The organism is Williamsia sp. 1135 (genome assembly GCF_002095395.1).
Taxonomy (GTDB): domain Bacteria; phylum Actinomycetota; class Actinomycetes; order Mycobacteriales; family Mycobacteriaceae; genus Williamsia.
On sequence record NZ_MJEI01000094.1, the window covers coordinates 77603 to 93249 of the forward strand.

Sequence of the window (15647 nt, forward strand, 5' to 3'; positions counted from 1 at the left end):
CCGCTGACGCTAGTTGCTGTGCGTCGACGAGGCTTCTCCGAAACTGCTCGGTTTCGACCAGCTCTTCACAAAGCACACCGGCACATTCACCGCCCCGACACCCTTCCGGAAATCGCTGGGTGAACTACCGGTGACCGCCCTGAAGGTGCGGCTGAAGGTTCCGAGGCTTTCGAACCCGACCAGGCGCGCGACGTCGGTGACCGAGGTGTCCGTCCCTCGCAGCAATGCCATCGCACGTTCGATCCGGCGCCGCTGCAGATGACGATGCGGCGTCTCGCCGAAGGTGGCGCGGAACGTCCTCGTGAAGTGCGCCGGTGACATGTACGCGATGGCGGCCAGTTTCGGGACATCGAGTTCCTGCGCGTAGTCGCGGTCCATCGTGTCGCGGGCACGGAGCAACCGCCGGTTCTGGTCTTCCGCAGGGCTCATCGCCATGGGGTGAGTCTATTGCTCGTCGACCGCCATTTTCAGGCAGCCACCGGCCGTCGCCATCCGTAGTCGACGGTGCGAATGGGTGGTTCCGACCGTGGCGCTCCGAACGCCTCGCGTGCGCGTTCTTTGAACCATGCGACGTCGTCTTCACCGTCGGGATTCCACATCTCCGGATGGGTGAAGAACAGCTCCGAGAAGTGTGAGTTGTTGGGACGCGGTGGATCAGCTGTGCCGCGTTGGCGCCATCCGATCCGGCCTTGCCAGCCCGGTGGTCCGGTGCGGTTGGTGATGATCTCGGTGAGCCAGCCATTCGCGCCGTCGTGAACTTGTGCGTGGTCGCCGTCGCAGACCAGTGCCAACGCCGTGATGTCGGTGCGGCCGCCTTTGGACCATTCGGTGAGGTGATGAACCGCAGTGCGGGTGGCCGGTTTGTCGCATCCCGGGCGGCAGCACCCACGGTCGGCGGCGATCAGCGCCAGTCGCTGATCGGCTGATGCCAGCCGCGCTTGGCGGCCCAGGAACAACGGGCGATGCTTGTTGTCGAGCAACGCCAGAAACTTACGCGTCGCCCCAGCCAGAGCGAGCGCATCGCGGACCGGAATCACACCGCCGGACGCAGTGGTCGCCAAGCCGACTTCGGATTCGAGTTGCTCGAGGGTCATGGTCACGATGACCCGGGCCGGCAGTCCGCGGTGCTGACCGAGTTTGCCTTGTCCGACAACCATTTCCAGCAACCGGCGGAACGCATCGTGGTTGCGTTGCCCCTGACTGCGACTGTCGCGCGCTGCAGCTTCCTTGATGGTTTGCGGGTCGGCCTTGTCGACATTACCGCTCGGCGACTGCGGGTCCTCCGGATTGTTCATGCCTTTCGCCGCCCATTTCTCAGCGACCATGTCCCACAACGCCTTCGTCGCCGGATCGAGGTTGCCCTTGATCCCCGCCATGTGATCGGCACCCTGCTTGGAGGTGTTCAATTCTCGCTTCTGCTTGCGGTCGACATCGTCGAACGTTCCGTCGGGATTCAGATACGCGTGGAGGTGCAATCCGACCTTTTTCAGCTCGTCAGGGTCCATGGTCCGGGCAGCATCGGCCATCGACCTCTCGCCCTTCGCCCACAACCCGAGATCGCTGCGAATACTCGCGGGTAGCGCGGTCATCGTCTCGAAGATGACCTTCTCGTGCGCGAGGCCAATAGCACCGTCCCGCAGGGCTTTGGCGGTGTGGGGGTACCTCGGTTCGGTTACTTCACCGGTGATGCTGTGCCAGATCCCTGTTCGCTCAGCCCGCTTCGATCTGGCGGACGCCTGTGCAGCTGAGATGCGTAGCACTAATCGCAGGAAATTGTTGTGCTTGTGTCCTAACTTGGCAGCAACCCTGCGCTCCGTCAGCTCGGCCGACAGCCTTATCTTGACGGCCTCGTCACGGCGGGTCTGCATCTCGACGGCCTGCGCCAACTCCACGGCTTCTTTGTCCGACATCATTGCCAATGGGACGTCGATCAATTTGCGCGACAACACCTCACGGACAGCAACGATCTCCGTCGCGTCGAGAGCCATGCCCTCGATGCGGTCGATCAGATCAGCCATGCCCGTGCTCATGAGATATTTCTATCAGCACCCTCCGACAATCAGGCGACGCCAGAATCGACCAGCTGATCGCGATCTGATGAGAGACTTCAGGTCGTGAGGGATACACCACTCGGAGCGATGACGGGTGTCGCGATTGTTGCCGCGTCCTTCTTGGTGGGTTGCTCACCTGACGAAAGGCTGAACACCGACGACAGCCGAGCTTCGTCGGCGCCGGGGAGCGAGGAGGTACGCCGTGCGTTCACGGCCTTTATCGACGCCCTGAACAGAGGGGAGACGCAGACGATCGAGGCGCTCTCCTGCGAATTGGCACCTTCGATTCCGCCTGAACCGAGGACCACCACCGTGGTCGACGTTCGAGTGATCACGATTGAGGGTGCCAACGCACGCGTCGACGCAGAGACCGTCCACAGTGCGCCAGGCGAATCGGCTTCGGACGCCGAACATATCAACTTCACCTGGAACTTCGTTCGCGAGGCAGGGACGTGGAAATACTGCCCTCTCATGTGGGAGCGCGGAGCAGGCGGGTAGCGGCGGTCCACTCGCTCACACGAGCGCTCCCGAACACGAAAAGAGCACATTCGGAGCGAGTTTGGGCACGGTCGGCGGTTGGTTCGGCACGGTCGGCGGTTGGTTCGGCACGGTCGGCGGTTGGTTCGGCACGGTGGGCGGTTCAGCCCCACTGATCCCAGGCGAGCTTCGCGGACATCACGACGACGACCACGAGCAACGCGACCCGGATCACGCCGGTGCCACGGTTCAGCACAGTCCGCGAACCGAGCAGCGAACCACCGGTGTTGGCGACCGCGAGCATGAAACCAAGTGCCCACCAGACATTTCCGCCGATCGAGAACACGACGAGCGCACCCAGGTTCGTGGCGGTGTTGGCGATCTTCGCCAGCGCGGCACTCTCGATGAAGTTCCGCGACAGCAGCGCCGTCAGCGCGATGATCAGGAACATACCGGTGCCGGGTCCGAAAATGCCGTCGTAGTAACCGATCACGGCGAAGGCAACACAACCGGCGACGGTCTGTTTGGCCGTGAGAGGCGGACTCTCACCGGTGTTGCTCCCGAACGACGGGCGAACTGCGACGAAGATGCCCACCGCGAGCATCAGCACGATCACGACCGGTCGGATGATCTCGGTCGACACCGCTTTCGCCGACAGCGCCCCGGCCGCCGAACACACGAACGCGATCGGCACCGAGATCAGTGCCAGGCGGCGCGGGATGGCGGTGACCCGCGAGTAGGCGATGGCCGCGGCGCCTGTCCCCAGATCGCCGCCAGTTTGTTGGTCCCCAGCGCACTCGCGGGCGGCGCTCCGGGAAAGGCGATCAGCAACGCGGGAATGAGCACCAGCCCACCGCCGCCGATCACCGCGTCGATCCACCCGGCGACGCCCGCGGCGGCGAGCAACAAAACCAGGACATCCCAGTCAGGGATCATCGGCCACATCCGTCACAACGCACTCGGTCACGGTAACCACCTGATGTGAGGAACCCCTCCCGCCCAGCGAAAACTCAGGGTTATACGGCATGCTGTACCGCGATGACTGCCTCGACCTCCGCCCGCACCTGTGACGCAGGATCTGTCGCACGAACCCCCCGAAAATCTGATAAGCGAACTTATCTTCACCACGTGGATCTGATCCGTGCGACCACGTTTTCGCTGGTCATCTTCGTGCACTGCCTGACTGCGACGACGGATGAGTGGGACAGCGTCCCCGTCAATTCGACGACTCTGCTGCTCCATTTCACCCGCAACACCTTTTTTGCGCTGACTGGTTTTGTGCTCATGCACCAGAACTTCGACAAGGTCGATTTCCGGTCGACGGACTTCTGGCGCCGCCGCATGAAGCTGGTGATCTTCCCGTACCTGATCTGGTCGTTCGTCTACTGGGCTGTCGAGGACATGTGGGCCCACGGACGAACGAACGACATCCCGGGAAGCCTCGACGAGTTCTGGGACCTGCTCAAGTGGGGCCTGTCGGGCTTCCACATGTACTTCCTGTTCGTGATGCTCCAGGTCTATCTCCTGTTCCCGGTGGTGCTGTGGGTGGTCCGCAAGACGCGTAACCACCACGTCGCGCTGCTCGCGGCCAGTCTGGGCGTCCAGATCGCCGTCACGTCGGTCATCACGTACTGGCAGCCCCCGGCGAGCATCGCGGGCATCTGGTGGCACTACTACGCAACCTTCGTGCCGTATCAGTTCCTGATCTTCCTCGGCGCGGTCGTCGCGGTGCATCGAGAGGCCATCCGGCTCTGGTTGCGCGGCAAAGGCTGGTGGCTGTTCGCCGCACTGGTCGTCACCGGCACATTCGCGCAGGTCACGTATCTCATGCGGGTCGCCGGCGGTGAGCGCGCCATCTACGCGAGCGCAGCGTTCCAGCCGACCCTGATCCCGTTCATCCTCGTCGCGATCGGGTGCCTCTACGCGATCGGCCAGCACTGGGCCGACCGCTACCGGGAGAGCACCCCGCGCTTCGACCGCGTGGTCAAGTACGCATCGAACCGGTCCTTCAGCGTCTTCCTGTGCCACGCCATCTTCATCTTCTTCATCCTGTACCCACAGAAGAACGGTGAGCCCTGGATCAACACCCTGGGGGCACCGTGGGCGACGATCCTGATGTACGTCGGCACGATCGCCTGCTCGCTGCTCCTCGTCGAGCTCCTTCGCCGCCTCCCGGGCTCGTCGTACCTGACCGGCCGCCCCCGGCTACCGCTGATGAAGAAGCGCGAGCGTCCCGCAGCTGCCGAGACCCAGGACGACGACTTCGTCTCCGAGATCGAAGAGCGCAGCTCAGTTCGTCAGTGAGGTGAGCAGCGCGCGAGGTCCGGCCAGCACGGTCTCGCGAATGTGGTTGCGGGCGACCGTCCACGACGCGCACTCGCACTCGGCGTAGACGCCCTGCGCATCGATCCCGATGTCCCGGCACAATCCGATCGCCCGACCGAGATGGAAGTCCTGCGTGACGATCAGCACCGCCTCGACGTCGTAGACATCGCGGGCGCGCCGACAACTCTCTGCGGTGTCGAAGCCCTCGGGGTCGTCGATGATGGCGCCCGCGGGAACGCCACGCCGCTCCAGATAATTGCGCATGACCTGCGGTTCGTCCCCTGCAGCCCGGTCTCCGTTGCCCGAGTTCAAGATCTGCTGGACCCGCCCGTCCCGATACAACTTGAGCGCCGAATCCAGCCTGCCGCGTACGTACGACCCGGGTTCACCACCGGAGACCTTGGAGCCGAGCACCAACGCCACCGGCGCCGAAGGGGCCTCGGAAACGGCGAACTCGCGATCAAATGCCATGACGTAGATCCACGTTGCCGCGCTTGCGATCACGAACTGGACGGTCGCCATCGAGGCGCCGATCAGCAGTAGAATTCTTGTGCGAGTTATGGCGGACATCACAAAGGATCTTACCGATTAGTAACTTAGGCCAACCTGCGCAATAGTGCTGCGAAGACAAGCCTTAACGTACCTAGTGGAGAACACTGCGCGAGCCGTGTTCTGCCATCCCGGGTGAACGAACGGCCGCTGTGCGAAAGAGCCGTACCACTGGCCGTGAAGTTCCATAGAGAAAGGCCGTGACGCCGTGACGACCGCGACGATCACCATCGGCACCATTGCCGCCCTGGCCAGCCTGGTGTGCTGGGCCCTGTTCTTCGGTGGGGTGTGGAGAATGATCCGCACCATCGCCCAGGGGCAGAAGGACACCACCAGGATTTTCCCGATCTGGCCCCGTTTCAAGCAGATGATGATCGAGTTCATCGCTCACACGCGCATGGCCAAGTTCCGAACGGTCGGCTGGGCGCACTGGCTGGTGATGGTCGGCTTCCTCCTCGGCGCGCTGCTGTGGTTCGAGGCCTACGGTCAGGTGTTCGATCCCGAGTTCCACTGGCCGCTGTTCGGCGACACGTTCGCCTGGCACCTGCTGGACGAGATCCTGGGGCTCGGCACCGTCATCGGTGTCCTGGTCCTGATCGTGATCCGCCAGCTCAATCACCCCCGGGTACCCGAGCGGCTGTCGCGCTTCAGCGGCTCCAACTTCGGCGCTGCGTACTTCGTCGAGATCGTGGTGCTGCTCGAGGGCCTCGGCATGGTCTTCGTCAAGGCCGGCAAGATCGCCACCTACGGCCACGCCCATGCCGGGTCCGACTTCTTCACGATGCAGGTCGCCAAGCTCTTGCCTGCGAGCGCGATCATGGTCTCGATCTTCGCGCTGATCAAGCTGATGTCTGGCATGATCTGGCTCGCCGTAGTCGGCCGGAACATCAACTGGGGCGTTGCCTGGCACCGCTTCTCTGCCTTCTTCAACATCTACTTCAAGCGTGAGGCAGACGGCGGCGTCGCTCTCGGTGCGGCCAAGCCCATGATGTCGGCGGGCAAGGTCCTCGACATGGAGAGCGCCGACCCCGACGTCGACGCATTCGGCGCAGGCAAGATCGAGGACTTCTCGTGGAAGGGGTGGCTCGACTTCTCCACCTGTACCGAGTGCGGCCGCTGCCAGAGCCAGTGCCCGGCATGGAACACCGGTAAGCCCCTCTCTCCCAAGCTGCTCATCATGTCGTTGCGGGACCACGGTCAGGCCAAGGCCCCGTACCTGCTCGCCGGCGGCAAGAAAGACCTGGGCGGTGACGAGGTGGGTCTCGTCGACGCCGATGGCAATGTCCTCCAGGACAAGCTCGACGCCATCCCCGAGTCCGCCCGCCTCGAGGCCGAGCGCAAGCTCGTCGGCGAGAGCGAAGGTGCCACCGGTGCCGTCATCGACACCGAGACGCTGTGGAGTTGCACCTCTTGTGGCGCCTGCGTGGAGCAGTGCCCCGTCGACATCGAGCATGTGGACCACATCATCGACATGCGCCGGTATCAGGTGCTGATCGAGTCGGACTTCCCGTCCGAGCTCGCCGGCCTGTTCAAGAACCTCGAGAACAAGGGCAACCCCTGGGGCCAGAACTCGAAGGACCGCACCAAGTGGATCGACGAGATGGACATCGAGATCCCGGTCTTCGGCCAGGACGTCGAGAGCTTCGAAGGCTTCGAGTACCTGTTCTGGGTCGGCTGTGCCGGCGCCTACGAGGACCGCGCGAAGAAGACCACCAAGGCCGTTGCCGAACTCCTCGACATCGCGGCCGTCGACTTCCTCGTTCTCGGCGAAGGTGAGACCTGTACCGGTGACTCGGCCCGCCGCGCGGGCAACGAGTTCCTGTTCCAGATGCTCGCGCAACAGAACATCGAGATGCTCGGCGAAGTGTTCGCGACGGCACCGCAGCAGAAGAAGAAGATCGTCGTCACCTGCGCCCATTGCTTCAATGCCCTGGGCAACGAGTACCCGCAGGTCGGCGGCAAGTACGAGGTCGTGCACCACACGCAGCTGCTGAACCGGCTGATCCGCGACAAGCGACTGATCCCGGTCGCAGAGGTCAACGAGGACATCACCTACCACGACCCCTGCTTCCTGGGTCGGCACAACAAGGTCTACGACGCGCCTCGTGAACTGATGGCGGCGTCGGGCGCAAAGCTCAAGGAGATGCCTCGCCACGGCGAGCGGTCCATGTGCTGCGGCGCCGGCGGTGCTCGCATGTGGATGGAAGAGAGCATCGGCAAGCGCATCAACATCGACCGGGTCGACGAAGCGCTGAGCACCAATCCCAAAAAGGTCGCGACCGGTTGCCCGTTCTGCAAGGTGATGTTGAGTGACGGCGTAACCGCGCAGACCTCGGGCACCGAGCAGGAGGGCAAGGTCGAGGTCGTCGACGTCTCGCAGTTGATCCTCGAGGCCGTCAAGCGCGGCGCCCCGGAGATCAAGCGTGGCGGACGATTCCTCGGCGCAGCGTCGCTGGGCCTGTCGGCTCCGACGATCGAGCCCGAGGCGAAGCCGGCAGAGAAGAAGGAGCCCGAGCCCGCAAAGGCTTCAGCCCCAGCTGCCACCGACACCAAAGAAAAGCCTGCGGCCGACAAGCCGAAGGTCGGCGGCGGTCTCGGAATCGGCGGCGGTGCCAAAAAGCCCGGCGGCGGCGCCCCCAAACCGGGTGGCGCAGCGAAGAAGCCCGGCGGTGGAGCCCCGAGGCCGGGTGCTGCGAAGGCAGCCGAACCCGAAGCCCCCGCGGCCGAAGAGACGGCAGCGGCACCGGCCAAGGGACTGTCGATCGGCGGCGGCGCCAAACGTCCTGGAGCACCGAAACCCGGTGGTGCGGCAAAGAAGCCGGGCGGCGCCAAGCCGGCCGCAGAAGCCACGCCCGCGGACACCGAGACGACGGAGGCCACCGCGACGGCGAGCGACACCGCAACCGAGGAAGCCGCCGACAAGCCGGCTGCCCCGGTGAAGGGTCTCGCCATCGGTGGCGGCGCGAAGCGTCCTGGCGCCCCGAAACCGGGCGGCGCGGCGAAGAAGCCCGGTGCGGCAGCCAAGAAGGCTGCACCCGAGGCAGATTCCGGACCGGCGACCGACGAGGCCCCGGCCACGGAAGAAGCCACGGTCACCGAAGAGGCCCCGGCCACCGAGGAAGCACAGGTCGACGACAAGCCTGCGGTCCCGGTCAAGGGACTCGCCATCGGCGGCAAGGCGAAGCGTCCGGGAGCTCCCAAGCCCGGCGCGAAGGCAAAGGCGCCGGCCACCGAGACCAAGTCCGAGCCAGAACCTGAGTCAGAGCCTGAGCCGGAGACGGAGACGGAGACGGAGACGGCCCAGGCCACCCCGGAACCGGCCGAGGCCGCACCGGAGGCGACTGCCGAGCCGGAGGCACCAGCGGAACCGGCGGTGCCGGTCAAGGGCCTGGCAATGGGTGGCAGAGCAAAGCGCCCGGGCGCTCCCAAGGCAGCGGTGAAGGCGGAATCGAAGCCGGATCCTGAGCCTGAGGCGGAGGCGGAGGCGGAGGCGGACGCAGAGCCCGAGCCAGAGGCGCCTGCAGAGCCGGAGGCCAAGCCCGAGGCCGAAGCCAAAGCCGAAGTAGCCTCCGAGTCTGCACCCGAGGAGCCGGCCACCAATGGCTCAGGTCCGGCTGACGCCGCGACGCTCACGGAGACCGGCACCAGCAAGGCAAAGGGTTTCGGAATCGCGGCGGGCAAGAAGCGTCCCGGCAACCGCTGAAATCAGGCAGGATTTCCGGCCGCATCCACGTCCACCACCCGGACATGGTTGCGGCCGGCCTGTTTTGCCAGGTAAAGGGCTTCGTCCGCAGCGTTGATCGCGACGTCGAGGACCTTCCGCGCGTCCGTACGCGTGGTGTTGCCCCGTAGCAGGCAGGAAGCGACACCGACACTGATCGTGACCGGTTGCCCGTGCCATAAGCTCGAGGATCGCAACCGCATGCGCTCGGCGAGTGCCACGAGCGCATCGCGGTCGAGGTCGGTGGCGAATGCGAACTCGTCGCCGCCCACGCGCGCCAATACGGCATATTCTCCGGTCACGCCACGCAGGCTTTCGGCTATCCGCCGGAGGATCTGGTCGCCGACGTCGTGTCCGAACCGGTCGTTGAGCAGTTTGTAGTTGTCGATGTCGGCGACCACCACACCGAAGTTGCGGGTCGCGGGCACAACCATGGAACCGGCCCAGTACTCGAATCCACGGCGGTTGAACAGCCCGGTCAGAGAGTCCGTGTTCGCCAACTTCAACTGCGTGCGCAGGGCGTGCTGAAAGTCGTCCGTGTAGATGCTGAGCAGGAAAACGGTTCCGTTGATCGCCAGCAGCGACACCACCACCCGGTAGCAGGCTCCGCCGAGATCGTCCCCGATCAACCACATGTCGAGGCCGAGCGCGCAGACGACGACGCTGGTGAAGACCATGTGGACGATGCGCACCCGGTGCGTCACGAAATGCGCCGCGTAACAACCGATGATCGCGAACAGGGCGGTGCCGTGCAGTGCCACCGACGGGTTGACGAACGTGATCAGGATGACGGTGACGCCAATGTCTGCGTAGGCGAGAAAGGCCGTGTTGATGCCTGGGATCGAAGCCTGCTTCGACCACCACACCGGCCCCAGGTCGACGCGGGTCATGATCACGGCCATGGGGATGGTCGACAGGGCCGTCACGGACGCGATCACGATCCGGAGTGTCGACGCCTCGCCGTCGTCGGCATACATGGCCAGCACCGCGACGGCACCGAAGACCGGCACGAACGCCGCAATGCTGTAGCGAATGAGCCGTTCGCGAACTCGAATCTGATTGAGGACATGCCGCTGCTCGCGCTGCAGATCGTCAAAACCGTTGGGCATCGGACCTCGTGGCACTTCCAATAATTGCTGATGACAACTGGGACCCCGACCCGCTCATCCGCCGATTTCTCATAGTGACCCAGGTTTGAAGTAAAGACAATTCCTGGCACGAAAACGGTCCGCGGGCCCCTATTTAGTACCAATAACGCCGTGGAGCAAAACCTGCTTGCCTAGTGCTGGCACCATAAGAGGCGTGAGCAGACCCCACGTTTCGCATGTGCACAGCGACCTCAAACCCCTCGAGCAATCGGCGAAGCTTCGCAACGTCGCCTACGAGATTCGCGGGCCGGTGACCGCCCAGGCCGCGCGACTCGAGGCCGAGGGCCACCGGATCCTCAAGCTGAACATCGGCAATCCCGCCCAGTTCGGCTTCGAGGCCCCGGACGTCATCATGCGCGACATGATCCACGCTCTGCCGTACTCACAGGGATACAGCGAATCGATGGGTGTCCTCCCGGCGCGCCGGGCCGTGGTCACCCGGTACGAACTGCTTCCCGACTTCCCTTACTTCGACGTCGATGACGTGATCCTCGGCAACGGCGTTTCCGAGCTCATCACCATGACGATGCAGGCATTGCTCGACGACGGTGACGAGGTCCTGATCCCATCGCCGGACTACCCGCTGTGGACCGCGATGACAGCCCTGTCCGGAGGCAAGGCCATCCACTACATGTGCGACGAGGCGAACGACTGGAATCCCGACATCGCCGACATCGAGTCCAAGATCACGCCTCGTACCAAGGCGTTGCTTGTGATCAACCCGAACAACCCCACCGGCGCGGTCTATTCGCGCGAGATCCTCACGCAGATCGTCGAACTGGCACGCAAGCACTCCCTGCTGCTGCTCGCGGACGAGATCTACGACAAGATCCTCTACGACGACGCCAAGCACATCAACCTGGCCTCGCTCGCGCCGGACCTGCTGTGCCTCACCTTCAACGGCCTGTCGAAGGCGTACCGGGTGTGCGGATATCGGGCCGGCTGGGTCGCGATCACCGGACCTCAGGACCACGCCCGCGGTTTCGTCGACGGAATGAAGATGCTGGCCTCCACCCGGTTGTGCTCGAACGTGCCCGGACAGCATGCCATCCAGGTCGCGCTCGGCGGATATCAGAGCATCGACGCGCTGGTCCTGCCCGGCGGCAGATTGCTCGAGCAGCGCAACGTGACGTGGGAGAAGCTCAACGAGATTCCCGGGGTCAGCTGCGTGAAGCCGATGGGCGCGCTGTACGCCTTCCCGCGACTGGACCCCGAGGTCCACGAGATACACAACGACGAGAAGTTCGTGACCGATCTGCTCCTGCGCGAGAAGATCCTCGTCGTGCAGGGCACGGGCTTCAACTGGCCGAGCCCCGATCACTTCCGGGTCGTGACATTGCCGTGGGCCCGGGATCTGTCCGACGCTGTGGAACGGATGGGCAATTTCTTGTCCAGCTACAAGCAGTAGTACCGGCGATTCACCACCGAAAACCCACCTGCGAGGTTGCTCCGGGTGGGTTTTCGCAGTTCAGCGCCCCTTTATTTAAGTGTGACGGCTGGTAACGTCTAGTCCACACGGAGCTCAAAGGGGAGTTGATGACCGCAATCGATCACAAGCCACAGATCGGGTGGCGCCGGCGCACGGTAGAACGCGACGGCGTCCGGCTCGCCGTCTTCGAACTCGGCGAACCCGCCGCGGATCGTCCGACCGTTCTGCTCGTCCATGGCTGGCCCGACACCCACGCGCTGTGGGCGCCTGTTGCCGACGCCATCGCATCCCGGTACCACCTCGTGGCCTACGACACCCGCGGCTACGGCGAGAGTGACGCCCCGAACGGCGATGCGCCCTACCGGCTGCCCGAGTTGGCGGCAGACCTCTTCGCGGTCGCTGATGCGGTCAGTCCGGACGAACCCGTCCACGTGGTCGCGCACGACTGGGGGTCGGTGCAGACCTGGGAGGCCGTCACCACGCCTGGCGCGGAAGAGCGCATCGCGTCGTTCGTGTCGGTGTCCGGGCCCAACCTCGATCATCTCGGCGCCTGGACCCGCCAACAGCTGCGACGTCCGACACCGAAGGCTCTGGCGCAGGCGCTGTCCCAAGCCCTGTCCTCGGCATACACCGCGGTGTTCCAGCTCCCGGTCGTCCCGAAGGTACTGTTCGCAGCCGGTATGCGGCCCGCGGTCTGGCGTCAGTTCCTCACCACCCTGGAGGGCACGCACCCGAACAACCTCGAGTTCGCACCCACCTTCCGCGCCGACGCGGTGTCCGGGCTGCGCTACTACCGCGCCAACATTCGTGAGCGCCTCGGTTCTCCGAATCCGCGCAGCACCAGGGTCCCCGTGTTCGAGATCGTCAACACCCGCGATATCGCGCTGCGCAAGGCGATCTTCGCGAACACGCACGAGTACACCGACAGCCTCTGGCGTATCGACACCCCGACGGGGCACTGGTTGCCCTACACGAATCCGGGCTACCTGGCCGACATCGCGACGCAATTCATCGAGTCGATCCGCGGGGCCGATTCATCACCGGTCATCGATCGGGCTCGCCAGCGCGGTGCGCGTCAGCCACAGTCCGGCAAACTCGCCGTGATCACCGGGGCAGGAAGTGGCATCGGTCGCGAGACCGCCTACCTGCTCTCGGCACAGGGTGCCGAGGTGATTCTCGCCGACATCAACCTCGACGCCGCCGAGAAGACCGCCGCAACAATCACTTCCGGTGGAGGCAGCGCACACGCTTACCGGCTCGACGTCGCCGACACCGACGGCTTCGGGGCATTCGCGGAGGAGGTGACGAAGAAACACGGGGTCGCCGACATCGTCATCAACAATGCGGGCATCGGACTCGCCGGGCACGTCCTCGACGCGACCGATGAGCAGATCCGCCGTCTCGTCGACATCAACCTCATGGGTGTGATGACGGGGAGCCGGGTGTTCGGCCGCAAGATGGTGGAGCGCGGATTGGGTGGCCAGATCGTCAATCTCGCGTCTGCGGCTGCCTTCACACCCCAACAGGGCCTCGGCGGATACTCTGCGACAAAGGCGGGCGTGCTGATGTTCAGCGAATCGCTGCGGGCCGAACTGGCGGAGCACCGCATCGGGGTCTCTGCGATCTGCCCAGGCATCGTCGACACGAACATCGTGGCTGCAACGGAGTTCGCCGGAGCTTCTGCCGATGGACAGAAACAGTTGCAGGACAAGATGAGCGGCATGTACCACAAGCGGAACTTCACGCCCGACCGCGTCGCTGCCGCCATCGTCGGCGCGATCGAGTCCAACGCGCCGGTCGTCCCGGTCACCGTCGAAGCGAAGGTCGGATACCGCATCTACCGCTTCGCACCCGGCTTGTCGCGCCGGATGGCGCGCACCAAACTGTTCTGAGGAGGACAACGATGTCCAACGCCGCCTACGCGCACCACGAATCGCACGACTTCGACCCGGGTCCGGTCGAATTGCACGCCCGCAATGTCGAGTTCGAGTGGGAAGACACACCGCTGCACTGGATCCCGAACCATCCGGTCTCGTCCAACGTGATCAGCATGCTCAACCTGCTCCTGCCAGAAGGCGAGCGCTGGTTTGTGCAGACCTACAACGAGACCCTGCCGCTGGTGAAGGACGAGGAACTGGCTTCCGCCATGCGCGGATTCATCGGCCAGGAAGCGATGCACGCGGAGACCCACGACCGCGTGCTGTGGGAGTTCCTGAAGAACAACGGTGTCGATCCGACGCCCTTCCAGCGACAGATGGAATGGGTGTTCCGCAAGGTGCTCGGGCCGTCGAACCACCCGGATCCCAACGTGCGGCACAAGCATCTCGTCGAACGGCTGTGGCTGATCGCCGCCATCGAGCACTACACGGCGGTCCTCGGTGATTTCGCGCTGAACAACACGTGGTCCGAACACGATGCCGACCCCGCGATGACCGACCTGTTCCGCTGGCACGGTGCCGAGGAGGTGGAACACCGGGAAGTCGCCCACGATGTGGCGAGCTACTTCGGCGACAGCTACCTCAAGCGTGGACGAGCCATGCTCGCAGTGCTTCCCGCCCTGCTCTTCGTGATCAACCGCGGAACCCGCTTCATCGCACTCAACGATCCTGCCGGCCGGACCGGTTACGTCGGACAATGGTTCGGCTACTTCCGTGGCGCCCGCAAAGGTCTGCTGCCCACCATGCGGTCCATCATCTTTGCGACGTTCACCTACTTCAAGCCGACGTTCCGGCCCAGTCAGGTCGGATCGACATCCCAGGCGGTGGCGTATCTCGCGTCGTCGCCGGCAGCACGGGCCGCACACAAGTGAATCCCCCGACCCGCTCCGATCACCGCCACCAGCCGCACACCACCACGATGACGACACCGCCCCCACACCTGTGGGGCCGCTATCAGCACGATCCGGCGATGCGACTGGCCAGTGCGATCGGCAAGGTCTGGTTTCCGTTGTGGGGCAAACTGACCCACCTCGATCTGCCCGATCAGGTCAGCCGCGTCACCGCGGTGAAGATCGTCCGGCGCGATGTCGTCGCCAGCGACGACAACGTGGTGGCACTCACGCTCGGCGCGCTCGACGGCGGAGAACTCACGCCGTGGTACGCCGGAGCCCATCTCGACCTGCTGCTGCCGTCGGGCCGGATGCGGGAGTACTCACTCTGCGGTGACCCCGCCGATCGACACCACTACCGCATCGCGGTCCGACGGATTCCCGGCGGCGGAGGCGGTTCGATCGAAGTCCACGACGACCTCAACGAGGGTGACGTCCTGCGGATCAAGGGTCCTCGCAACGCGTTCCCGTTGGCCATGCCCGGATACGGATCGCCCGCCCGCAGCCTGCGCTTCATCAGCGGCGGCATCGGGATCACACCGATCCTGCCGATGCTCGCGGCTGCCGAGCGCCTGGGTCTGGACTGGTCGATGGTCTACACCGGCCGGAGTACCGATTCCCTGCCCTTCCTCGATGAACTGGCCCGCTACGGCGACAAGATCACGGTCCGCACCGACGACGAGCACGGACTCCCCACCCCGGCAGATCTACTGGGCCCCATCGCCTCCGGGACCGCGGTCTACTGCTGTGGCCCGGTCCCGATGCTCGGGGGCATCCGCATCGCGCTGGTCGGCCGCGCGGATGTGGAACTGCATTTCGAGCGGTTCAGCCCGCCGCCGGTGGAGGACGGACGGCCGTTCACCGTCACCCTCGCGTCATCGGGCACGCAGGTCCCGGTCAGCGCAACGGAATCAGCACTCGCCGCGATCCGTCGCGACCTGCCGTCGGTGCCGTACTCGTGCCAGCAGGGATTCTGCGGCACGTGCAAGGTCCGCGTCCTCGCGGGCGCTGTCGAGCATCGCGACAACATCTTGACCGAACCCGAGCGTGACGCCGGAGTAATGCTCACCTGCGTCTCCCGGGCCGAGGGCGATCACCTCCGCCTCGACCTCTAGAGCGT

The 15647-nt window shown here is 64.6% G+C and carries 11 protein-coding genes and 1 pseudogene; 7 read left to right on the top strand and 5 right to left on the bottom strand.

Annotated elements, in window-relative coordinates; translation table 11 throughout:
• Positions 1-9: 9 nt before the first annotated feature.
• Both BFL43_RS14450 and BFL43_RS14455 read right to left on the bottom strand, forming a co-directional pair.
• Entirely contained in the window at positions 10-435 is a 426-nt protein-coding gene (locus BFL43_RS14450; protein WP_240498258.1) for an AraC family transcriptional regulator, read from the bottom strand.
• A 32-nt stretch (positions 436-467) separates the two neighbouring features.
• Positions 468-2030 (bottom strand): HNH endonuclease signature motif containing protein, encoded by a 1563-nt coding sequence (locus BFL43_RS14455; RefSeq protein ID WP_084893217.1) that lies wholly within the window; start codon positions 2028-2030, stop codon positions 468-470.
• An 84-nt stretch (positions 2031-2114) separates the two neighbouring features.
• Here BFL43_RS14455 and BFL43_RS28605 point away from each other — a divergent pair, with 84 nt between their 5' ends.
• On the top strand, positions 2115-2549 hold the full coding sequence (locus BFL43_RS28605; RefSeq protein ID WP_143695319.1) for a hypothetical protein: 435 nt from the start codon (positions 2115-2117) through the stop codon (positions 2547-2549).
• Positions 2550-2691: 142 nt separating this feature from the next.
• On the opposite strand, the pseudogene BFL43_RS14470 reads toward BFL43_RS28605, so the two are convergent.
• Positions 2692-3464, bottom strand: a pseudogene (locus tag BFL43_RS14470) (TSUP family transporter).
• A 192-nt stretch (positions 3465-3656) separates the two neighbouring features.
• On the opposite strand from BFL43_RS14470, the gene BFL43_RS14475 reads away from it, so the two are divergent.
• Complete coding sequence (locus BFL43_RS14475) at positions 3657-4832, top strand: acyltransferase (RefSeq protein WP_346425967.1); 1176 nt, start codon at positions 3657-3659, stop codon at positions 4830-4832.
• Here BFL43_RS14475 and BFL43_RS14480 read toward each other — a convergent pair.
• A complete protein-coding gene (locus BFL43_RS14480; RefSeq protein WP_084893221.1) occupies positions 4818-5423 on the bottom strand; it encodes an ElyC/SanA/YdcF family protein in 606 nt (201 codons plus the stop codon). The genes BFL43_RS14475 and BFL43_RS14480 overlap by 15 nt on opposite strands.
• A 187-nt stretch (positions 5424-5610) precedes the next feature.
• On the opposite strand from BFL43_RS14480, the gene BFL43_RS14485 reads away from it, so the two are divergent.
• Positions 5611-9105, top strand: coding sequence for a (Fe-S)-binding protein (locus BFL43_RS14485; RefSeq protein ID WP_084893222.1), 3495 nt, complete (start codon positions 5611-5613; stop codon positions 9103-9105).
• Between the two features lie 2 nt (positions 9106-9107).
• On the opposite strand, the gene BFL43_RS14490 is transcribed toward BFL43_RS14485, so the two are convergent.
• Positions 9108-10232: a GGDEF domain-containing protein gene (locus tag BFL43_RS14490; RefSeq protein ID WP_084893223.1), complete on the bottom strand. Its 1125-nt coding sequence runs from the start codon at positions 10230-10232 to the stop codon at positions 9108-9110.
• Positions 10233-10425: 193 nt separating this feature from the next.
• Here BFL43_RS14490 and BFL43_RS14495 point away from each other — a divergent pair, with 193 nt between their 5' ends.
• The 4 genes from BFL43_RS14495 to BFL43_RS14510 all read left to right on the top strand — a co-directional run bounded on the left by BFL43_RS14495 (position 10426) and on the right by BFL43_RS14510 (position 15642).
• Entirely contained in the window at positions 10426-11679 is a 1254-nt protein-coding gene (locus BFL43_RS14495) for a pyridoxal phosphate-dependent aminotransferase (protein ID WP_084893224.1), read from the top strand.
• Between the two features lie 128 nt (positions 11680-11807).
• Positions 11808-13592, top strand: coding sequence for an SDR family oxidoreductase (locus BFL43_RS14500; protein WP_084893225.1), 1785 nt, complete (start codon positions 11808-11810; stop codon positions 13590-13592).
• An 11-nt stretch (positions 13593-13603) separates the two neighbouring features.
• On the top strand, positions 13604-14509 hold the full coding sequence (locus tag BFL43_RS14505) for a metal-dependent hydrolase (protein WP_084893226.1): 906 nt from the start codon (positions 13604-13606) through the stop codon (positions 14507-14509).
• Between the two features lie 47 nt (positions 14510-14556).
• The gene (locus BFL43_RS14510; protein ID WP_084893280.1) at positions 14557-15642 is read left to right on the top strand and encodes a PDR/VanB family oxidoreductase; all 1086 of its coding nucleotides are present in this window, start codon (positions 14557-14559) and stop codon (positions 15640-15642) included.
• Positions 15643-15647 lie beyond the last annotated feature (5 nt).